Source organism: Halomonas koreensis, from assembly GCF_031451675.1.
GTDB lineage: Bacteria > Pseudomonadota > Gammaproteobacteria > Pseudomonadales > Halomonadaceae > Halomonas > Halomonas koreensis.
Window position 1 is genome coordinate 206,584 of sequence record NZ_JARWAK010000003.1, and the last position, 20,299, is coordinate 226,882.

Consider the following 20,299-nt stretch of genomic DNA (forward strand, 5'->3'; position numbering starts at 1 on the left):
GTCTGTGGCTTCTTGGTGCGACACTGATCCTGGTGGGCGTGGTCGCGGTGGCACTGCGTCAACCGGCACCGTCGAGCGCGCCGGCCATGGGCCAGGCAAGCGCACAGGCGGACCTTGGCTCCCGCCGCGGGGCGCTGGTGGATCAGGTCGTGTTCACCCGCGAGGACGAGGCGGGCCGGGTCACCGGCCTGATCGAGGCGGGCACCCATCAGGTCTTCACCCAGGGCATCTCCAATCCCGGCATCTTCCGCCGGCTGCGCGATTCGCTTGCCACCGGCTACGACCTCTCCTACGGCACCTCCAGCGAGCTGACCCTGAACCCGGCCGGGCCGGAACTGGCCGACGGCACCCTCAATCCCTTCCATGTGCCGGCCATTCGCGAGGCGCTCAATCGCCTGGTGGACCGCGACTACATCGCCCAGGAACTCTACGGGGGCCTGGCCGAGCCGCGCTTCCTGCCGCTCTCCACCGCCTTTCCCGACTATGCGCGCCTGGCCGCCACGGCCCGCGAGCTGGAGCTGCGCTACGCCCATGACCCCGACGCCGCCCGCGAGACGATCCACCGCGAGATGGCCGCGCTCGGGGCGCGTCTCCGCGAGGGCCTGTGGCACTACGCGGGCGAGCCGGTGCGCCTGATCGCGCTGATCCGCACCGAGGACGAACGCCGCCAGGTCGGCGACTACGCCGCCAATCTGCTGCAGGAGCAGGGCTTCCTCGTCGAGCGCCGCTATCGCACCGCCGAGGAGGCCTCGCGCATCTGGATCGCCACGGACCCCAGGGCCGGGCGCTGGCACCTCTATACCGGCGGCTGGATCAGCATCGTCATCCAGCGCGACCAGGCGGAGGTCTTCAGCTTCTACTACACCCCCCGCGGGCGGGCCGAGCCCCTGTGGCAGGCCTACGAGCCGGCCCCGGAGTTCGACGAGCTCGCCGACCGCCTGCAGCGCCGCGACTACCGCAACTGGGAACAGCGCCAGGCGATGATGGCCCGGGCGCTGGAACTGGCCATGCAGGACTCGGCGCGGATCTGGCTGGTCGACCAGCTCAACGCCTCGGCGCGGGCCGCCGACGTGGAGGTGGCCGTCGACCTCGCCGGAGGCCTCGCCGGCTCGGCGCTCTGGCCCTACACCCTGCGCTATGCCGACCGGGTAGGCGGACGCATGGTGTTCGGCACGCCGGGGCTTCTCACCGAGCCGTGGAACCCGGTGGCGGGCAGCAACTGGATCTTCGACCAGATGATCATGCGCGCGACCCAGGACCCGGTGGCGCTGCCCGATCCCTTCACCGGGCTCTACCGGCCCCAGCGCATCGCGGGGGCCGCGGTGACCGTGCAGGAAGACGTGACGATCGCGCGCACCCTCGACTGGTTGAGCGTCTCGACGGCGGAGGAGATCGTCGTGCCGGAAGACGCCTGGATCGACTGGGACGGCGAGGCGGGGCGCTTCGTCAGCGTCGGCGAGGCGCACGACTCGCCCCTCACCGCCCGTACCCGGGTCCGGGTGCGCTACGACGAGGACCTCTTCGCGCAGCGCTGGCACGACGGCTCGCCGCTGTCGCTGGCCGACTTCGTGCTGCCGTGGATCCTGACCTTCGCCCGGGCCGACGAGGCGAGCCGGCTCTTCGACCCGGCCTACCTGCCCACCTTCGAGGTCTTCCGGCGCCACTTCCGCGGCTGGCAACTCGTCTCCCGCGACCCGCTGGTCATCGAGATCTACAGCGACCAGATCTTTCCCGACGCCGAGACCCTGGTGGCCAACCGCGCGCCGGGGCCGCAGCCGTGGCACGCCCTGGCCCTGGGGATCTTCGCCGAGCGCCAGGGGGAGCTGGCGTTCTCCTCCAACAAGGCGGACCGACGGCGGGTGGACTGGATGAGCCTGGTGGCCGGGCCCAGCGTGCCGATCCTCGCGCGCCACCTCACGCGGGCCCGGGAGCGCAATGCATCGCCCTTCCCCGGCGTGCTCGACGAGCTGCTCGGCGAGGACGAGATCGCCGCCCGCTATGGGGCGCTCGCCGACTGGCATGCCGAGCGCGGGCACTTCTGGATCGGCAACGGCCCCTTCCTCCTCGATTCGGTCCACCCCGTGGCGGGCAGCCTGGTGCTCGAGCGCTTCCGCGACTTCCCCGACCCGGCCGACAAGTGGCAGGGCTTCGCCCGTCCCGCGATTCCGGAACTCGACCTCGACGGCCCCCTGGTCACGGCGCTCGACACGGACGACCCGGCGACGTTTCGCCTGGGGGTGACCCTCGAGGGCGAGCCCTACCCGCCGCAGGCGATCGACCGGGTGCAGTTCCTGCTCTTCGACGGCCGCGGGACCCTGGTCGAGCGCGGCGCGGCCGAGCCGCGCGACGGCGGGCACTGGCGGGTTGCCCCGTCGCCGGCGGCGCTCGCCGCCCTGGGCGTCGGCGCCAACCGCCTGGAGGTGGCCGTGACCAGCCACCGCGTGGCCCTGCCGGCCTTCGTCTCCCACGTCTTCGCCACGGTACCCCCCGACGGCACGGAGGCCTCGCCATGAGCGCCGAACAGCGAGCGACCGCTCCCGAGCCCCCCGCCCGCCGCGGCGGGTGGCGCGACCTGCGCCGCCTGCTGCTCTACACGATCAAGCGGCTGCTGGCGCTGTTCGTCACCGTGCTGGTCGGGGTCTACCTGACCATCGTCATCGCCAACATGGGGGGCCAGGTGGACGAGCTGCGCCGCGTGCAGATCCGCAGCGAGGCCGCCGAGGCGGTGCGGGCCGACCCCGCCTTCCAGGACATGCCCGCCGAGGAGCGCAATGCCCTGATCGAGCGGCAGGTGGCGCTGGAGGTGGAGCGGCTGCGTCTCGACGAGCCCTTCCTGGTACGCAGCGTCGACTACCTGCAGCAGGCGCTGCGCCTCGACCTGGGGCGTGCCGAGCAGATGCACAGCGACCGGGGCTCCCGCGACGTCTACGACATCATCGTCGAGCGCCTGCCGGCGACCCTGCTGCTGTTCGGCACCGCCAACCTGCTGGTCTTCTTCGTCTCGGTGTTCGTGGCCCTGTTCCTGTCGCGGCGCTACGGCACCGCGCTCGACCGCAGCGTGGTCGCCCTGGCCCCGACCTCGGCGGCGCCGGGCTGGTTCTACGGCATCTTCCTGATCCTCGTCTTCGCCTTCGTGGCGCCCCTGCTGCCCGCCGGCGGCATGGTGGCCGTGCCGCCGCCGGAAGAGGGCTGGGCGTACGCCGCCAGCGTGGTGCGGCACATGCTGCTGCCGGTGGTGGCCATGTTCCTGTCGCAGATCTTCATCTCCATCTATTCCTGGCGCACCTTCTTCCTGATCCACTCCAGCGAGGACTACGTGGAGATGGCCCGCGCCAAGGGCTTGCCGTCGCGGCTCATCGAGCGGCGCTACATCCTGCGCCCCACCCTGTCGCCGATCGTCACCAGCTTCCTGCTGATGCTGATCGGGCTGTGGAGCGGCGCCATCATCCTGGAGCAGGTGTTCAACTGGCCGGGGCTGGGCTCGCTGCTCTTCCAGGCCATCGGCTACCGCGATACCCCGGTGATCATCGGCGGCGTGGTGATCTTCGCCTACCTGCTGGCCGCGACGGTGTTCCTGCTCGACATTCTCTACGCGCTGCTCGACCCGCGCGTGCGCCTGGAAGGAGGACGGCGATGAGCGGTGGACGCTGGCGGGAGGGCTGGCGGGAGCTGCGCCGCTACCCGTCGGCGCTGCTGGGGCTCGCGATCATCGCCGCCCTGGTGGCGCTGGCGCTCGCCACGCCGATCGCCATCCCCTACGGCGAGGCGCTGGCCAAGTGGCGCGGCAGCGAGGCCTGGCAGCGCAATCCCGTCAATGCGGCCCCCGTGTGGCTCGACCGCCTCACCGGCGGCGAGGCGCCGCGCACCCTGGTCGTCGAGAGCGAATCGGCGCCGGTCGAGGAGCGCGCCTTCGGGGGCGGGCGCCGCCTGCAGATCCCGCTGGCCTTCGACTTCGAGGCCGGCGGCTTCCCCAGCGAACTGAACCTCTTCCTGCGCGCCCCGGGCCATGCGCAGCCGCCCTTCGCGCGGCTGACGTGGCTCACGCCCGACGGCCGCGAGCTGGCGCTGGGCGGGTATCGCATCGGAGCGCGGGAGCGCATCGCGCTCTCCCAGGACCGGGCGCTGGAGCGTCGCCTGGGCGGGCTGGTGCCGCACATCGGGCTGCTGGCCGAGCCGGGAAGCGCAGAGGCGCCCGACGCCGAGCCGCGGGTGCTGCCCGGGCGCTATACGCTGCGGCTGGACGTGCTGGCCTTCGACGAGGAAGCGGCCTTCGACGCCGAGCTGGTGCTCTACGGCCGGGTGCACGGCATCGCCGGCACCGACCACCAGCGCCGGGACCTCGCCCTGGCGCTGATGTGGGGCACCCCGGTGGCGCTGGCCTTCGGCCTGCTGGCGGCGGTGGGCACCACCGTCACCACCCTGGTGATCGCCGCCGTGGGGGTCTGGTACCGCGGCTGGGTCGACGCCACCATCCAGCGGCTCACCGAGGTCAACATGATCCTGCCGATCCTGCCCATTCTGGTGATGGTCGGCACCCTCTACTCGACCAGCATCTGGCTGATGCTCGGCGTGGTGGTGGTGCTGGGCATCTTCAGCGCCGGCATCAAGATGTACCGGGCGATGCTGCTGCCGATCCGCGAGGCGCCCTACATCGAGGCGGCCCGGGCCTACGGGGCGAGCAACGTGCGCATCGTGCTGCGCTACCTGATCCCGCGCATCCTGCCGGTGCTGATCCCCACCTTCGTCACCCTGATCCCCACCTTCGTGTTCCTGGAGGCCTCGCTGGCCGTGCTGGGCCTGGGCGACCCGCTGCTGCCCACCTGGGGCAAGGTGCTCAACGATGCCCAGTCGCAGAGCGCCCTCTACAACGGCTACTACTACTGGGTGGTCTCGCCGGCGGTGCTGCTGATGCTGACCGGACTGGGCTTCGCCATGCTCGGCTTCGCGCTGGACCGCGTCTTCAACCCGCGGCTGAGGAGCCTGTGATGCGCGACCGGACGCTGCTGCGCGTGGAAGGGCTGGAGCTGCACTACCAGACCCGGCAGGGGGCGGTGCATGCCGTCGACGGCGTGAGCTTCGACCTGCACCGCCAGGAGGCGCTGGTGGTGCTCGGCGAATCCGGCTGCGGCAAGAGCTCGCTGGCCAAGGCGCTGATGCGCCTGCTGCCGCGCAACGTCCACCACACGGCGGGGCGCGTCACCCTGGACGGCGTCGACGTCACGGCGCTGCCCGACGAGCGCTTCCGCCGCGAGGTGCAGTGGTCGCGCCTGGCGCTGGTCATGCAGGCCTCGATGAACGCCCTCAACCCCGTGGTGCGGGTCGGCGAGCAGGTCGCCGAGCCCTTGCGGGTGCTGCGCGGCTGGCCCCGGGGCAAGGCCCTGGCCCGGGCCGCGGAGGTGTTCGAGCTGGTGGGGGTATCCACGGACTTCCTGGCCCGCTACCCCTTCGAGCTCTCCGGCGGCATGCGCCAACGCGCCGTGCTGGCCATGGCGCTGGTCGCCGAGCCGGCGCTGGTGATCCTCGACGAGCCCACCTCGGCGCTCGACGTGCTCACCCAGGCGAGCATCATGAACGCCCTCAAGCGGGTCAAGCGCGAGCTGGGCACCAGCTTCATCCTGATCACCCACGACGTGGCCACCTCCAGCGAGCTGGGGGACCGGGTGGCGCTGATGTATGCCGGCCAGCTCGTCGAGGTGGCCGACGCCGCGCGCTTCTTCACCGAGCCGGCGCACCCCTATTCGCGGATGCTGATGGCCAGCGTGCCGCGCCTGCGCCAGCGGGCCCGCCCCGAGGCGATCCCCGGCGAGCCGCCGAGCCTGGCCACCCCGCCCGGCGGCTGCCGCTACGCCGAACGCTGCCCCTACCGCTTCGCGCGCTGCGCCCAGGACCCGCCCGCCTTCCGGCTCGGCGAACGCCACCGGGCACGCTGCTGGCTGCACGCCGATAACGCCCCGGCCGGAGGTGGCGCATGACCTCGTCCCCCGCCCATGGCGCCGACGACCAGGCGCCGCTGATCGCCGCCCGCGACCTGCACACCTGGTTCGAGCTGCGCCAGTGGGGTTTCCTGCGCGTGGGCGCGGTGCGGGCCGTGGACGGGGTCGAGTTTTCCCTGGCACCCGGCGAGGCGGTGGCCTTCGTCGGCGAGAGCGGCTGCGGCAAGAGCTCGCTGGCGCGCACCCTGCTCGGGCTGCATCGCCCCACCCGCGGCGAGGTGCGCTTCGCCGGCCGCTCGCTCGGCGAGCTCCAGGGGCGCGCGCTCAAGGCCTACCGGGCCGAGGTGGGCTACGTGCAGCAGGACCCCTACGGGGCGCTGCCGCCCTTCCTGGACGTGCGGCGCATCCTCGCCGAGCCGCTGATCGTGCACGGGGTGCGCGACCGGGCCGAGCGCGAGCGGCGCATCCGCGCGGCCCTGGAGGAGGTGCGCCTGTCGCCGGCCGAGGCCTTCCTCGGCCAGTTCCCTCACATGCTCAGCGGCGGCCAGCAGCAGCGGGTGGTGATCGCCCGGGCGCTGATCCTCGCCCCGCGGCTGCTGATCGCCGACGAGCCGGTCTCGATGCTCGACGCCTCGGTGCGGGTGGAGATCCTCGAGCTGCTGCGACGCATCCAGCGCGAGCGCGGGCTGACCCTGGCCTTCATCACCCACGACCTCTCCACGGTGCGCCACTACGCCGAGCGCATCTTCGTGATGTACGCCGGGCGCGTGGTGGAGAGCGCGCCGGTGGACGACCTGCTCGATCACCCCCAGCACCCCTACACCCAGGCACTGCTCGCCGCCATCGCCGATCCCGACGCCGCCAACGCCACCCGGCTGCGCGAGGTGCCCGCCGGCGAGCCCCCGAGCCTGCTGCATCCGCCGGCGGCCTGCCGCTTCCATCCGCGCTGCCCGCACTTCATGGCCGGGCTGTGCGACGTCGAGGATCCCCCCGACTTCACACCGCGCCGCGACCACCGCTCGGCCTGCTGGCTGCATCGCTGAGCGCTGGCGCCGGGCTCGTCGCGGCGAGGCCGCCCCGTGGCCTGTGGCGACGACACGATGGCGTCGATCAGGGGCCAGCCGTCGTCGGAGGTCTCGTAACGTCCTGCCCCAGCTCAGCTGTGCGGCTAAGGTGCTGGTGAGACGGACAATTCCAAGTTCTCAGACAAAATCGACGCCACCTTCTATACTTGGGGCTGGCCGGAAGGCTCTCTGATTTCGGCCGGCTATCAAGCAAGTATTGACAGCAAACCAACCAGTGACCGTATTCGACAGAGTGGTACGAAAAACCAGGGCGGGAAGTCCTGGTTCTGCCATAACACGCCATTGCGTGACTGAACGGTGACGTTGATTCGAGGTGTTGTCATGAAAAGATTCAGAAAGGCTTCGCTCGTCGCGCTGATAAGCGTTTCGCTTCTCCCCGCCTCCTATGCCATGGCGCAATCTTCCATGGGAGGACAAGGCACGGTGGGCCCGCAAGCAGGGGACAATGAGTTTACGCTCTCCGGTACGGGCAGCAGCGACAAGGATTTCGACAACAGCAGCTTTGGGGCTTCCGTCGACTACGGCTGGTACCTGTCCCGCAGCACCTTGGTAGGCGTTCGCCAGAGCGTCAACTTCGCCGACGTGGAGGGTGAGGGAATCTCTGACGACTTCTGGAACGGCAGCACGCGTGGTTTTGCCGATTATCACTTCGGCCTGGGTGCGGCTCGGCCCTTCGTGGGCGCTTCGCTCGGCGCGATCTATGGTGACGGTGTCAAGGACACCGGCGTCGCCGGCCTGGAAACCGGCCTCAAGTACTATGTGTTGCCCACTACCTTCATCCAGGCAAGGGCCGAGTACCAGTTCCTGTTCGAGGATAGCGACAGCGCTGAAGACAACTTCGATGATGGCGTCTGGGCCTATACCTTCGGCATGGGCGTCAACTTCTGAGAGGCAAGGCTGACACCGTGAAGAGCAAGCAGCCCCGTCGTCGGGGCTGCTTGTTGTTTATGTGCTGCCAATAGCCCGATACCTCGCCCGCCCGAGCACTGCTGCTCATAGATGAATACTCGCGGAAACAGGGGTACGTCCCCGATTACCCCCTGGCGGATCACCCACTATCTGAACGTGATGCGCGATGCGGTGGCCGACAACGCGCTCCTGAAGCCGATAGCGAAAGCTCTGAGCAGGCTGGAACGACATGCCGAAGGTGGTGAGACGCCGGCACTCCGGCCTGACCAACGTGCGCGCCTGGAAGGCATGAACGGCCTGTTCCAGGCAGCCAGGTCACGCGCAAGCGGCTATCGGAACGAGGCCAACTTCATCGCCATGATCTACCTGATCGGTAGCCCCGTGGGGCACATGCTGGATCACACCAAATCCACATGGAGTGACGAAGCCCCCTTTTTGGTCCCCCTGCAACACATGGTCAGCAATAGGCTACCATAGTACCAAATTTCCTGCGGTTACAAGGAATAGTCATTCCTCTCTTCATCTTTTTCCGAATAATATTGCATAAATTCATACTGTATATTATTACTGTCGAAAATATAGACGTTGCGTCGATACGGGTGATCAGCGCCTGCGTGGTCTACCGGATAGCCCGCTTCAGATAGACGACTTACTAGTGAATCAAGGTCTGATACCACTATTCCAATATGCTTGACTCCAGTCCACCTCTCCTTCCAATTTTTAACCTGACCAAAGCCCCCTTCTTGCACAGCAATATAAGACTGGTTATCTCCAACGTGAAACCATCGTATCTTTTCTCCAAACCAATCCATTTCCCCCTGCCCGCGTACTGACCATGACGGGATTGCAGTAGTTAGAAAACTGATGGTCTCTTCAACATTCAAAACTGAGATATTGGCATGTTCCACATAAGCCATAATTATTTCCTTAAAACCCATAAAGACTACGGTTGCTAACGCTGAGCTTAGCGGCGACCTTATAATGGAGGCGAAGCCGCAATGAAAAGGGCGTCCGGCGGCCACAGGCCGCGAACTACAGCGCCTGGTTATGTGCTACCCGAAGAAACAGCCATTCTCATCGGCATTCACGATAGCAAAGAATTCCTCGATGGATCGTGACTCAGGTTCTGGCGTGTACGAATGCCACTTCAGATCGCTACGCATCCAGTAGATTTTCCAGCGCTGCGCTTTCTTCACGTAGGTAGCTTTTGCTACCGGTGATTCAATGATCGTGGACGGCTCCCGGAAATGAGGGCGGATCTCGACAATTTGCACGCTTTGGCCAGACACCCGAACGTCTATATCTAACTTGGGCCGGATCTCGACTGGCGGCCTCCGATTTTCCAGAAACTCTGAAGCGGCCCGCTCAATTTTCTTTGATTCAAACTCACTGAATGCCATATGGATTCTCTATTGGAACGCCCACATAACGCTGCGCTAAACGGCAGACAAAGTTGCGTGGATGTTGTGCGAAAATGAGCGTAGCGAATGTACAACAGCCGCGCAGCTTTGGCTGTCCAGTGGAGGCCGAAGGCCGGAACGATGTTTGAGCACCTTGTTAGCTGACACTGTTGTATACCCTCAAAAATTCGTCTATTTGACCCATATTTGCGCCAGCATCACGGAGATACGTGAAGGCAGTCTCGGCAGTGCCGTAGTCCATATTGGGTTCGATATTATTTTCGGATAATTTTGACTTCCACCATTTTATATTTTGTTCCGAATCATTTTTCATGATTTTGTAAACTACGAAGGTGTAGGCTCCGTGATTTTCTTTATCCCCCCAGCTTGCGATCGTGCTTACAAACATCTTTCCTCGTTCGGCACCCATTGCTCCAAGCATTTGATCCACGAAGTGCCTCTTAACACCTAGAGAACCAGCAACTGTATTCGCAGCCTTTCGAGTTCTTGCCGTCGCAAGTTTATAGAACACAAAAACCCCGACAATTCCTGCTGCCACGATATACCAGTCCATACTTTCTCCTTAAGAACACATTGTTGAATGTTCAGCTAACGCCTGGGCTAAGCCGCCGGTACGGAGCGCAGCGTAGTACCGGTCGGCTTGATCCCCTGGTTATGTGCTGATTTACGAAAGATATCCTTTCTTGTCATGAAGGTGAATATCCCCTGTTTTGATATCCTCAAGTACAGCTTTCGCTGCCCACCTACCCTCAAACTCCATGACGCTACAGGTGTAGCCAACGTCGTATTTGAAATCTATTTTTTTCAACTTTAGCTTTTCATAGGGACAGCCCGGCCAAGTTAGATATTGATTTTCAAATACAAATTGGTGAGTCAGGCCTATCCTGTCGCATTTGATATCAGTTGGTCGAGGCAGCTCATTTTCGAGATCAAGAAATGTCTTGATCAGATTTCCATTTTCGTCAACGATTTTTATGTCGCAGTTTAGTGCCAATATCTCGAAGGGATCCCCTTCTTTCATGGATGTGTTAGAAATAATCCAATCAAAGTCGAACTTTATATCTGGAACTGTATTAATGAAGTAGAAGATATGCCCCCTAATATTGAGAGAAGGCGGCGCACCAACAGCCTCCAAATCTTTTTTAGTGGGTTCTCTAAGATGCTTCAGAGTAATCCCACAGTGATCTGCGAAGGTTTTAGCCCCTGATTGGTACCCCGTCTTTGTAATGAAGATACCTTGAATATTTCCGATATCGTCTAAAGCAGCACTAAAGTCGCGGATTTTACCGATCGACACAGGAGAGGTGTAATTTTTACATTCGACAGCAACTCGGTGCTTTACGCCAGCTACATCAAATTCCCAGAAAACATCGATTTGATGCTTCTGCCCTGACTTTCCCTCAATTTTAACATCGTGCTTTACAGTTATTGTATCGAACCCTTCTGCTTGAAGGATTCCTTCATACACCTCACGGGCTAATTTTTCATATTCCGTGTTTGCATTTGCCATGACTACTCCATTGGCACATAACGCAAAAACGAAGCGACGCGTCTCACGCGTCCGCCTTACGTGACTTGTTGGCCCTTATTCCACCATTGCTTCGTCAATATGGAATAGCTTTTCATTGGTTCTTCAAAGCAGGGTCGAGTTATAACATCTAATCTTTCCTGAATACTTTGAAGTTGTGTTCTTATTTCATCATCATCGTTCATTCGATCCCAAAATACGCCTTCATGCTCATGCATTTTGTCTAGGTGTCTCCGGAACTCATCATCGGCCATTTGAACTCGGCCTTGGCGCTGCCAATAATGAGTGGCGAGCATTTGCGCCGAAACAAAGATGCTATTTAGCGTTCTCGATGTATCGTTGAAAATCGCTTCCGTCTCTGCTCCGAACGCTGCCATAAATCGGTATTTTAGGGTGTTGAACTTGACGAAGGTTTCTTTCTTCGCGTTGTATCGTTCGTAGACGATATAGCCCCGATCTAATAACTCTGACTCTTCTTTCGTTTCATTGTCGGCTCGCTGCCTTGTCTTACCCTCATTCCCGCTAGAGAATGGGCTTCTCATGAAGGCAATCGCATCTTTAACCTCAAAAAAGGATGCTAAGACTTCTTCCGCTAGTTCAATTTTCCGTTTTCCTATGAACTCCCGCTTCCAAGCCCCAACACCGGAAATGATTGCCCAGCATGCAGCTATAATCGCTACGGCTTCTCCGATTTTTGCTATGTCTTCCATAGTCCTCCTGTGGGGCTAACGCCCGCATTTGCGGCTGGTTTGGAGCGCAGCGGAAAACCAGTCCGACAACATGCGCTTGTTAGCTGCTACGCTAGCTGAGATGTGGAAAATATAATTTGTTCAGCTACAAAGCGTATGAGAGGTACTTCTTTCACAAGCTTTTGATCATCTCTAAACGGCGTATATTTCGTCTTTTCCGATTCTTTACTATGCACAATAGCATTTCTGGTTTTGTATATCCTGCCAGCTAAGTGCTTAAAGCATAGATCTCTATCATCGGACTCAAGATTTACAGTTACACCACCGGCAAACGAAACAGTATTGGTTTTGTAATGTTCTAGGAGGTGTTCGTCGTAACTTCTTATTTTATCTACGAGCTCATCTATATCGACAAATTTGATAAGCGATAACCTAAGGCCTTCCTGCTCATTAAATGTCATGCTCTCGTCGCGCATCTTAATGGACTTGCCAATATCTTTAATAAGAGAAGATATGTCTTTTTTCCTCTTATATGAAAAATCCGGGTGAGTAATTGTAGATTTAACTTTATCTATTAGTTCATCGTTAAAGACAGACTCGAAGAAGTGCTCTGCAATATGGTAATAAGAAATATACTCCAGCATCGGGTTTTCAGTGCCGACTGCTAGTTGATAATGATGAATCAAATCAGGGAGGTAATATCTTCTGGGAGGGTCTAATTCCTCTAAGTTAAATCTGCGACTTCGAGTGATTCGATTTGAACGAAGTAGCTCCTCAAAATCTCTCTGCGGTACAAGTGCTGAATCAGTGTTGTAGGTAAGATTGAAAAGAAAGGCGGAGCTAAAACGTTCGAACTCCTGATTTGACTTATTTACTGTTGACTTCAAATGGAGAGTTAGCCTTCCACCTATAACTCGCTTGATCAAATCTAGGACACAAAGCTCTTCTTCTGTCCATTGCTCATACATTCTTCTTAGGGGCATTGGTCTAGACAACTCTCTAGCCTCTCCAATCAAAGACGCCTTATGAATGAGGTAGAGGCAAAATATGGTTGAAGGTCTTATTAAACGGTAAGCAAGTTTATTTTCATTGTCTTCAACCTCAACTACACAGTCATTATCCCTGGGTCTGAAGCGGAAGAACGGCCCCTCTTCTCTAACAAGAACCTCGTACTCTGAACCATTAGAAATTACGGTATCCGAAATCTCCGTGTAGCTTCGAAGCTCAGTTAGTGAGCTCTCCAACTTGTCTTTCTCAAGTTTAAAGGTGTAACGATCATCATGCGAAAACACATATGAATAATGATCTTCTTCCTCAGAGAAATCGCATCTAAGTATTTCGCCAATCCATTCGGCAAATTGCTTGTCATCAACGTCTATATCCATTTACTACTTTCTCTCTAATTATTGAAGTGCAGCTAACAGTGATTAGACGGAACGCTCTGATATGGGATGAACGCGCCGGCGCGTTCAACAATGTTATCTAGCGTCCCATTCCTTACGTAACCCATTGATATATAAAGACCCTAAGAATAGATCGGCTATCTATGCAGGATTCGCGCGCTTGCGCGTTTTGCCGACACCAATAATACTGTATGCATATCCATGCCTCGAGAGACGCACCATATGGATACGCACAGCAGACCACCGAAGCTGATGGATCGAGTGAAGGCCACCATGCGGGTGAAGCGCTACAGCCCCAGAACCGAGAAGACCTACTGCTACTGGATACGCTTCTTCATCCGATTCCACGGCGTGCGGCATCCCGCCAGCATGGGAGCCCCCGAGATAAAGGCCTTCCTGGAATACCTTGCGGTGGAACGCCATGTGGCGGCGGCCACACAGAACCAGGCCCTGAACGCCCTCGTCTTCCTGTATCGCCACATCCTTGAGCAGCCTCTGGGCGATATCGGTGAATTCTCGCGCGCCAGGCGCCCTCGCCGGCTGCCGGTGGTGCTGTCCCATGAGGAAGCGACGCGCGTGCTGAGCCATCTATCGGGCCCGATGTGTTTGATGGGCATGCTGATGTACGGCTCGGGACTGAGGCTAATTGAAACATGCCGATTGCGAGTCCGAGATATCGACGGTGAGGGTCAGAGCGGTACAAAAAGCCGTCAAACACGCCATGCGAGCCGCCTCGCTACCGCGTCCCGGTTCTTGTCACACCCTGCGACACAGCTTCGCCACCCAGTTGCTCAACCAGGGCACGGATATCCGCACGGTTCAGGAATTACTCGGGCACAAGAGCGTGGAAACCACCCAGATCTACACGCATGTGCTGGGCAAGGGCTTTGCCGGCGTGCGCAGCCCCTTGGGATAAAGGACCATCAGGGACGTCGGGCACGCTACCGCCTGACCCACCTGCATGATGCGACGGCGCTCCTGCCATCTTCTGCGGTAGTCCCTGCGCGATCCCTTGGTGGCCATCTTCCGCGGCCTTATCAGGCCAGACTAATCAAGGACCGGCGCCAGCGCAAAAGTCGCCTGAAAAATGTGCCAAAAGGGGCGTGCAAGGCACGAAAGTGCGTCATCCATCTGCGACTTTCGGAGAGTTCTCTCTGGCTCGGGTAGGCGCGTGGGGATCGGGAATCCGGTATCCATTGGCCCCCGGGCTGGCGGAAGGCCATTCGCGCAACAAGTTGCGCTCCCACGAAAACCCATTCGGTGGCATCGTTACTCGAGAAGATGCCAATCGCGCAACAAGTTGCGCTCCTACGAAAACCGGTTCGGTGGCACCGTCTCTCGAGTCGAGGCCTTTCGCGCCGCGAGTTGCGCTCCTACACCCCCGTTCGGTGGCCGCGTCCCTCGCGTCTAGGTCAGGGCATGGGCGCGAGGTCGCGGTGCATGATGGTCACCGCCTCGCCGCGGTAGCGGCGATCCTCCAGGTCCTTCCAGCCCAGGCGCCGGTAGAGGGCCTGCTGATCCGGGGTGTAGAGGTAGAACCGGCGGTGGCCGTGGGCCTGGGCCTCTTCCTCCACGCGGCGCACCAGCCGCGAGGCGATGCCCCTCCCCCGCCACTCGGGGCGCACGTAGACCGAGGCCAGCCAGGGCGTCAGGTCCTGGCGGTCGCTCATGTCGTCGGCCACCAGGCTGGCCATGCCCACCGGGCGCGCCTCGTGCATCACGGCGAACACCGAGGGCACCCCGGCCGGGCCGCAGTCGGTGCGGAACGACTCGATGGCCGCCGCCAGCTCGCGGCCAGGATGCAGGTGCCCCCACTCGTCGTGGGCCCAGCCGGCCAGGGTGGCCACATGGGGCGAGGCGTCGCCGAGGCGGATAAGGCGCAGGTCGGTGTCCATGGGTCGAGCTCCCGTGTCGCAGGTGGTGGATCGATGCCGCCCATCCTGACCCAGTGTCGTGGGCGGCGCATCCCGGCGAGCGATCTCTCGCCCGCCTTCAGCCGTCATCGGCGCGTCGGCCGCCGGCGCGGCGCAGCCAGCCCTTCTCCGCTTCCAGCACGGCGAACAGGCCGACCCCGATCAGCACGATCTCGACGCCGTGGGCGATGTCCACCGGCCGGGTGGCGAAGAAATGGTTCATGAAGGGCGCGTAGGTGAAGGTCAGTTGCAGCAGGGCCACCACGGCGACGGCGAGGATGGCGGCGCGGGAGTTGAACATGCGCTCCCAGGTCAGGGAGGGCGTGCGCAGGAAGCGCACGCTGAACAGGTAGAAGATCTCCATCACCACCAGGGCGTTGACGGCATGGGTGCGCGCCGCCTCCAGGCTGGCCCCGTCGGCCAGCGCCAGGCGGAAGATCCCGAACACGCCGGCCGCCATCAGCAGCGCCACCAGGGCGATGCGCCACAGCAGGAACCCGGAGATCATGGCCTCGTCGGCGGGCCGAGGCGGGCGGCGCATGGCATCCGACTCGGTGGCCTCGAAGGCCAGGGCCATGGCCAGCGCCACCGAGCTGACCATGTTCACCCACAGGATCTGCACCGGGGTGATCGGCAGGGTGAGGCCGAACAGCACCGCCACCAGGATGCTCATGGCCTCGCCGCCGTTGATGGGCAGCAGGAAGACGATCGCCTTCTTCAGGTTGTCGTAGACGGTGCGGCCCTGCTCCACGGCGCGGACGATGGAGGCGAAGTTGTCGTCCGCGATGACCATCTCCGAGGCCTCCTTGGCCGCCTCTGTCCCCTTGCGGCCCATGGCGATGCCCACGTCGGCCCGCTTGAGGGCGGGGGCGTCGTTCACGCCGTCGCCAGTCATGGCGACGATCGCGCCCCGGGCCTGCAGCAGGGTGACCAGGCGCAGCTTGTGCTCGGGGCTGACCCGGGCGTAGACGTCCACCTCCCCGACCCGCCGGGCCAGCGCCTCGTCGTCCATGCGCTCGAGCTGCTGCCCGGTGATCACCTCGTCGGCGTTGGCCAGCTCGAGCTGGGCGGCGATGGCCCGGGCGGTACCGGCGTGGTCGCCGGTGATCATCTTGACGCGGATCCCCGCCGCCCGGCAGTCGGCGACGGCGCGGATGGCCTCCTCCCGAGGCGGGTCGATCAGGCCCAGCAGGCCGAGCAACACCAGGTCGGATTCCACGTCGGCGAAGTCCACCTCCTGGGCATGGGACGGCATGGCCTTGCAGGCCACCGCCAGCACGCGCTGGCCGTCCGCCGCCAGGGCCTCGATCCGGCCTTCCCAGGCCTCGGGGTCCAGCGCCTCCTCGCCCTGCTCGCCCCACACGGCCCGGCAGGCGTGAAGCACCGCCTCCGGCGCGCCCTTGACGTAGACGAAGGCCTCCCCCCGGTGGTCGTGGTGCAGGGTGGCCATGAACCTGTGCTCGGCATCGAAGGGGATGAGGTCGGTGCGCGGATTGGCGGCGCGCTCGTCGTCGGCCTCCAGGCCGCCCTTCAGGGCGGCGGCGATCAGCGCCCCCTCCATGGGGTCGCCATGCACCCGCCAGTCGCCGTCCGCGCCTTCCAGGGTGGCGTCGTTGCAGAGCAGGCCCGCCCGCAGCAGCCGCGTCAGCCCGGGGTGCTCTGCCGGATCCAGGGGCGCGTCGCCGCGCCGGAAGCCGCCGCGCGGGAGATAGCCCTCGCCCTCCACCGTGCAGTGGCCCGCGGGCGTGACCAGGCTGCGAACCATCATCTCGTTGCGGGTCAGGGTGCCGGTCTTGTCGGAGCAGATCACGCCGAGCGAGCCGAGCGTCTCCACCACCGGCAGGCGGCGGATGATCGCCTGGCGGCCGGCCAGTCGCTGGACGCCGATGGCCAGGGTCACGGTGAGGATGGCCGGCAGGCCCTCGGGGATGGCCGCGACGGCCAGGCCCACCACCGTCATGAAGGTCTCGCCGGGGGCCATGCCGCGCCACAGGGTGCCGAACCCGAAGATCAGGGCGGCCAGCCCCAGGACGGCGCCGGTCAGCCAGCGGGAGAAGGTCGCCATCTGGCGCAGCAGGGGCGTGGTGAGGGTCTCGACCCGGGACACCAGGCGGCTGATGCGGCCGATCTCGGTGTCCGCCCCCGTCCCGACCACGATGCCGGTGCCCTGGCCGTGAGTCACCAGGGTGCCGGAGTAGGCCATGCCCAGGCGATCGCCGAGCACCGCCTCGCCGGCGACCGGGTCGGTCGACTTCTCCTGGGCCACCGACTCGCCGGTCAGCGCCGCCTCCTCGATCTGGAGGCCCCGGGCGTGCCACAGCCGCATGTCGGCCGGCACCCGGTCGCCGGCCTGCAGCAGCACGATGTCGCCGGGCACCAGTGCCTCCGCCGGCAGGGTGAACTGGCGGCCGTCTCGGAGCACCATGGCTCGGGCGGAGAGCATGTCGCGGATGGCGCGCAGGGCGTCCTCGGCCTTGCCCTCCTGGACGAAGCCGATGACCGCGTTGACCAGCACCACCCCCAGGATCACCACCGTGTCCACCCAGTGGCCGAGCAGGGCCGTGATCAGGGCCGCGCCGAGCAGCACGTAGATCAGCAGGTTGCGGAACTGGGCCAGGAAGCGGCTCAGCGCACTGCGGGGCTTAGCCTCGGGCAGGCGGTTGGGGCCATGGCGCTCGCGGCGGCGGGCCACCTCCGCTTCGTCCAGCCCCGTCTCCGGCGCGACGGCCCAGTGCTCCGCCACGGCCTCCGCCGGCCGGGCATGCCAGTCCGGCGTGGCCGCCCCCGTTTGCTCCCGCCATGCCTCGTTCATCGCCTCCCCTCCCGCCGGTGCCCAGGAGATCGACGCCGACCGACGGGCGGCGTCCTTGCGTCAATCTACGCCAGGGGTTGCCGGGGTTTCGCGACCTGGATCAAGGTTCGGTGGCGTCGCCCGGGCCGGGGCAGGGTGGATGCGCTAGCGCTTATCCACCCGGCCCATCGCCTGGTGACGCCGGCCGCTTCCCGGTGCAAGGCGATGCCCCCGAAATGACGGCTCGGCGTTCCCGGGCCCCCTGCGCCGCCAGAGTCGCCCGTCGATGGCGGACAGGCCCAGCGCGATCAGCGCCATGCCCAGGAAGTGGGCCGCCTCCAGGGTCTCGTCGAGGAACACCGAGCCGAGCAGTATCGCCGAGACGGGCACCAGCAAGGTGACCAGCAGCAGGTTGGTGGCGCCTGCCGATGCCAACAGCTTGAAATAGAGCACATAGGCGATGGCCGTCGAAAGCACCGCCAGCCCCAGGATGGCGCCCCATGTGCCCGTGCTGGGCGCCGACACGTCGAGCGGGCCGTCCACGGCCAGGGTGATCGGCGCCAGCACCAGGGCCGAGGCCGTGACCTGGCCGGCCGCCGTCATCATGGGATTGATCGCCATCGCCTTGAATCGTCGTCCATACACCCCCGCACAGGCATAGGACAGGGTCGCGGCAATCACCGCCGCCTGAGCGATCAGGCTGCCGTCGCCCTCCAGCGCGGGCAGCCCAATCATCACCACGACCCCGATGAAGCCCACCATGACACCCGTCAGTTTCAGCGGTGTGGCACGCTCGTCCGGCAATAGCAGGCCCGCGACGACGACGGTGAAGATGGGCGTCGCGGCGTTCAGGATCGACGCCAGCCCGGAGGCGATCTGCGTTTGCCCCCAGACGATGAGCCCGAAGGGAATCACATTGTTCAAAAGCCCCATGCCCAGGAAGGCCGCCCAGACGCCCAGGCGCCTTGGCGGGCGCTGCCCCAGTGCCAGCACGATGCCCCATAACGCCAGCGCCGCCAGCCCGACCCGGAGCGTCACGATGGTCAATGGCGGCAGCTCCGCCACGGCCACCCCGATGAAGAAGAACGACCCGCCCCACAGCACCGACAAGGCGATCAGCATGGCCCATGCCCGCGCATCCATGGAGGCATTGATTGTGGGTTTCATCATGATCACCGCTCCCGCGTCGCTAGGTGTGGAGAACACGCTAGCGGGCGATCACGACCCGGCCCATCCGATGCTTGCACTCTAATTGAAGTTTATCTTGTGAACGGGCCGCCTCAAGCGACGCTGGGGGGCACGCGACACCGGGATCGGGGGGCGAACGGCGTGGCGGGGCGTGGCAACGCATGTTTCAACCACGGATACTGGCGCTGGTGATGCCTCGGCAAGAAGCGGATGGAGGCGTCTCGCGAAGTCAGCTTTGCTAACCGGTGTCACGGTCGAAGGACGGGTCATGCCATGTCGATGCCATCCGAACGGGAAATGCGGGACGCGATAGCGACGAGGGACGCGTCCCGTGACGGGCAGTTCTTCTACGGCGTCATCACGACGGGCGTCTTCTGTCGGCCGTCCTGCTCCGCACGCCCGGCCCGGCCCGAGAACCTGCGCTTCTTCCCGACGGTGGAAAGCGCCATGTCGTCAGGCTTCCGGCCCTGCAAGCGCTGCCGGCCCACCGAAGGCGCACCACAGGTGGCGCGACTGGTGGAGATCGCGCGGCATATCGAGGCGCATGCCGATGAACGGCTGACCCTGGCCGACCTGGCCGGGATCGCCGGGCTGTCTCCTTCGAGGCTGCAACGAACCTTCAAGGCGGCGTTCGGCATCTCGCCGAAAGCCTATCAGGACGCGGTTCGCATGCGTCACTTCAAGCGATCCCTGAAGGAGAGCGACAGCGTGACCGATGCGATCTTCGCCTCGGGGTTCGGCTCCATGAGCCGGGTCTACGGCGAGGCGTCCCGCAATATCGGCATGACGCCCAAGGCCTACCGAGCGGGTGGCGCCGGCGAGGTCATCGCCTACGCCTGCCGAACCACGGCGCTTGGCCTGATGGCCATGGCCGCGACGGCCAGGGGCGTCTGCTTCGTGCAGTTCGGCGACGATGAGGCGTCGCTGCTCGAGACCCTGCAAGCGGAGTTTCCCCATGCCGAGCTGCGCGTTTCCCCGGCCCTGGACGCCCCCGAGCTCGATGCCTGGATGGCGGCGCTGGATCGGCATATCAGCCAGGGAGCTCCCAGGCCCGACTTGCCCCTCGACATGCGCGGCACGGCGTTTCAGATGCAGGTATGGCAGTTCCTGCTGAGCATCCGCGAGGGCGACGTGCTCAGCTATGGCGAGGTGGCCGCGAAAATCGACAGGCCCAGCGCCGTACGGGCCGTCGCCTCCGCCTGTGCGAACAACCGTATCGGCGTGCTGATCCCCTGCCATCGCGTCTTGCGAGGAGACGGCAGCCTCGGCGGATACCGCTGGGGATTGGAGCGTAAGCGAGCCCTGCTGGACGCGGAGAGAGAGCGTCTTCTCGATTAGTCACCGCCCGCCGGCTCGATGGGGAGCGCCCCCTTGCTTCCCTCGACGCCCGGGGTGGCAGCAGGCTCGTGCCCCGGGTGAGGGGCAGCGCCCTCGCCCGG

At 63.6% G+C, this 20,299-nt stretch carries 18 protein-coding genes and 1 pseudogene; 10 read left to right on the forward strand and 9 right to left on the reverse strand.

The features are described from left to right. Positions 1-86: 86 nt before the first annotated feature. The 7 genes from QC818_RS05340 to QC818_RS05370 all read left to right on the forward strand — a co-directional run bounded on the left by QC818_RS05340 (position 87) and on the right by QC818_RS05370 (position 8,404). Complete coding sequence (locus tag QC818_RS05340) at positions 87-2,513, forward strand: ABC transporter substrate-binding protein (RefSeq protein WP_309651810.1); 2,427 nt, start codon at positions 87-89, stop codon at positions 2,511-2,513. Beyond that, the gene (locus QC818_RS05345; RefSeq protein WP_309651811.1) at positions 2,510-3,637 is read left to right on the forward strand and encodes an ABC transporter permease; all 1,128 of its coding nucleotides are present in this window, start codon (positions 2,510-2,512) and stop codon (positions 3,635-3,637) included. The genes QC818_RS05340 and QC818_RS05345 overlap by 4 nt, the downstream gene beginning before the upstream one ends. Further along, positions 3,634-4,986, forward strand: a complete 1,353-nt coding sequence (locus QC818_RS05350; protein ID WP_309651812.1) for an ABC transporter permease — start codon at positions 3,634-3,636, stop codon at positions 4,984-4,986. Before QC818_RS05345 ends, QC818_RS05350 begins: the two co-directional genes overlap by 4 nt. Continuing rightward, entirely contained in the window at positions 4,986-5,972 is a 987-nt protein-coding gene (locus QC818_RS05355) for an ABC transporter ATP-binding protein (RefSeq protein WP_309651813.1), read from the forward strand. Before QC818_RS05350 ends, QC818_RS05355 begins: the two co-directional genes overlap by 1 nt. Next, complete coding sequence (locus QC818_RS05360; RefSeq protein WP_309651814.1) at positions 5,969-6,976, forward strand: ABC transporter ATP-binding protein; 1,008 nt, start codon at positions 5,969-5,971, stop codon at positions 6,974-6,976. Before QC818_RS05355 ends, QC818_RS05360 begins: the two co-directional genes overlap by 4 nt. A gap of 363 nt (positions 6,977-7,339) precedes the next feature. Next, positions 7,340-7,906 carry a hypothetical protein gene (locus QC818_RS05365; protein ID WP_309651815.1) on the forward strand — a complete coding sequence of 189 codons (567 nt, stop codon included), beginning with the start codon at positions 7,340-7,342 and terminating at the stop codon, positions 7,904-7,906. Positions 7,907-8,086: 180 nt separating this feature from the next. Next, positions 8,087-8,404, forward strand: coding sequence for a transposase (locus QC818_RS05370; protein WP_374710055.1), 318 nt, complete (start codon positions 8,087-8,089; stop codon positions 8,402-8,404). A 17-nt stretch (positions 8,405-8,421) separates the two neighbouring features. Here QC818_RS05370 and QC818_RS05375 read toward each other — a convergent pair whose 3' ends face one another. The 6 genes from QC818_RS05375 to QC818_RS05400 all read right to left on the reverse strand — a co-directional run bounded on the left by QC818_RS05375 (position 8,422) and on the right by QC818_RS05400 (position 12,950). Continuing rightward, a complete protein-coding gene (locus QC818_RS05375) occupies positions 8,422-8,844 on the reverse strand; it encodes a VOC family protein (RefSeq protein WP_309651816.1) in 423 nt (140 codons plus the stop codon). A gap of 135 nt (positions 8,845-8,979) precedes the next feature. Further along, a complete protein-coding gene (locus tag QC818_RS05380) occupies positions 8,980-9,327 on the reverse strand; it encodes a DUF3024 domain-containing protein (protein ID WP_247851706.1) in 348 nt (115 codons plus the stop codon). 157 nt (positions 9,328-9,484) lie between these two features. Continuing rightward, positions 9,485-9,901: a DUF1198 family protein gene (locus tag QC818_RS05385; protein ID WP_309651817.1), complete on the reverse strand. Its 417-nt coding sequence runs from the start codon at positions 9,899-9,901 to the stop codon at positions 9,485-9,487. Positions 9,902-10,012: 111 nt separating this feature from the next. Beyond that, a complete protein-coding gene (locus QC818_RS05390) occupies positions 10,013-10,858 on the reverse strand; it encodes a restriction endonuclease (protein ID WP_309651818.1) in 846 nt (281 codons plus the stop codon). A gap of 56 nt (positions 10,859-10,914) precedes the next feature. Next, the gene (locus tag QC818_RS05395) at positions 10,915-11,586 is read right to left on the reverse strand and encodes a hypothetical protein (protein ID WP_309651819.1); all 672 of its coding nucleotides are present in this window, start codon (positions 11,584-11,586) and stop codon (positions 10,915-10,917) included. Positions 11,587-11,672: 86 nt separating this feature from the next. Beyond that, complete coding sequence (locus QC818_RS05400) at positions 11,673-12,950, reverse strand: hypothetical protein (protein ID WP_309651820.1); 1,278 nt, start codon at positions 12,948-12,950, stop codon at positions 11,673-11,675. Positions 12,951-13,241: 291 nt separating this feature from the next. On the opposite strand from QC818_RS05400, the pseudogene QC818_RS18415 reads away from it, so the two are divergent. Then, positions 13,242-13,409, forward strand: a pseudogene (locus QC818_RS18415) (site-specific integrase); the annotation flags it as partial. 205 nt (positions 13,410-13,614) lie between these two features. Continuing rightward, positions 13,615-13,884, forward strand: a complete 270-nt coding sequence (locus QC818_RS18420; RefSeq protein ID WP_445351948.1) for a tyrosine-type recombinase/integrase — start codon at positions 13,615-13,617, stop codon at positions 13,882-13,884. Between the two features lie 496 nt (positions 13,885-14,380). Here QC818_RS18420 and QC818_RS05410 read toward each other — a convergent pair whose 3' ends face one another. From QC818_RS05410 to QC818_RS05420, 3 genes are all read right to left on the reverse strand, one after another. Continuing rightward, positions 14,381-14,863, reverse strand: coding sequence for a GNAT family N-acetyltransferase (locus QC818_RS05410; RefSeq protein WP_309651821.1), 483 nt, complete (start codon positions 14,861-14,863; stop codon positions 14,381-14,383). A gap of 97 nt (positions 14,864-14,960) precedes the next feature. Further along, positions 14,961-17,693 (reverse strand): cation-translocating P-type ATPase, encoded by a 2,733-nt coding sequence (locus QC818_RS05415; protein ID WP_309651822.1) that lies wholly within the window; start codon positions 17,691-17,693, stop codon positions 14,961-14,963. Between the two features lie 144 nt (positions 17,694-17,837). Beyond that, positions 17,838-18,842: a DMT family transporter gene (locus QC818_RS05420; RefSeq protein ID WP_309651823.1), complete on the reverse strand. Its 1,005-nt coding sequence runs from the start codon at positions 18,840-18,842 to the stop codon at positions 17,838-17,840. 291 nt (positions 18,843-19,133) lie between these two features. Between QC818_RS05420 and ada the strand changes: the two genes are divergently transcribed. Further along, positions 19,134-20,198 (forward strand): bifunctional DNA-binding transcriptional regulator/O6-methylguanine-DNA methyltransferase Ada, encoded by a 1,065-nt coding sequence (gene ada / locus QC818_RS05425; protein ID WP_309651824.1) that lies wholly within the window; start codon positions 19,134-19,136, stop codon positions 20,196-20,198. The last annotated feature ends 101 nt before the right edge of the window (positions 20,199-20,299 follow it).

Bases quoted from the DNA above. Each gene is read 5' to 3' on its own strand.
- QC818_RS05345 (WP_309651811.1), top strand. From the start codon at position 2,510: ATGAGCGCCGAACAGCGAGCGACCGCTCCCGAGCCCCCCGCCCGCCGC.
- QC818_RS05355 (WP_309651813.1), top strand. From the start codon at position 4,986: ATGCGCGACCGGACGCTGCTGCGCGTGGAAGGGCTGGAGCTGCACTAC.
- QC818_RS05410 (WP_309651821.1), bottom strand. From the start codon at position 14,863: ATGGACACCGACCTGCGCCTTATCCGCCTCGGCGACGCCTCGCCCCAT.
- QC818_RS05395 (WP_309651819.1), bottom strand. From the start codon at position 11,586: ATGGAAGACATAGCAAAAATCGGAGAAGCCGTAGCGATTATAGCTGCA.
- QC818_RS05370 (WP_374710055.1), top strand. From the start codon at position 8,087: ATGCGCGATGCGGTGGCCGACAACGCGCTCCTGAAGCCGATAGCGAAA.
- QC818_RS05360 (WP_309651814.1), top strand. From the start codon at position 5,969: ATGACCTCGTCCCCCGCCCATGGCGCCGACGACCAGGCGCCGCTGATC.
- QC818_RS05365 (WP_309651815.1), top strand. From the start codon at position 7,340: ATGAAAAGATTCAGAAAGGCTTCGCTCGTCGCGCTGATAAGCGTTTCG.
- ada (WP_309651824.1), top strand. From the start codon at position 19,134: ATGTCGATGCCATCCGAACGGGAAATGCGGGACGCGATAGCGACGAGG.
- QC818_RS05415 (WP_309651822.1), bottom strand. From the start codon at position 17,693: ATGAACGAGGCATGGCGGGAGCAAACGGGGGCGGCCACGCCGGACTGG.
- QC818_RS05340 (WP_309651810.1), top strand. From the start codon at position 87: ATGGGCCAGGCAAGCGCACAGGCGGACCTTGGCTCCCGCCGCGGGGCG.
- QC818_RS05390 (WP_309651818.1), bottom strand. From the start codon at position 10,858: ATGGCAAATGCAAACACGGAATATGAAAAATTAGCCCGTGAGGTGTAT.
- QC818_RS05385 (WP_309651817.1), bottom strand. From the start codon at position 9,901: ATGGACTGGTATATCGTGGCAGCAGGAATTGTCGGGGTTTTTGTGTTC.
- QC818_RS05380 (WP_247851706.1), bottom strand. From the start codon at position 9,327: ATGGCATTCAGTGAGTTTGAATCAAAGAAAATTGAGCGGGCCGCTTCA.
- QC818_RS05375 (WP_309651816.1), bottom strand. From the start codon at position 8,844: ATGGCTTATGTGGAACATGCCAATATCTCAGTTTTGAATGTTGAAGAG.
- QC818_RS05350 (WP_309651812.1), top strand. From the start codon at position 3,634: ATGAGCGGTGGACGCTGGCGGGAGGGCTGGCGGGAGCTGCGCCGCTAC.
- QC818_RS05400 (WP_309651820.1), bottom strand. From the start codon at position 12,950: ATGGATATAGACGTTGATGACAAGCAATTTGCCGAATGGATTGGCGAA.
- QC818_RS05420 (WP_309651823.1), bottom strand. From the start codon at position 18,842: ATGATGAAACCCACAATCAATGCCTCCATGGATGCGCGGGCATGGGCC.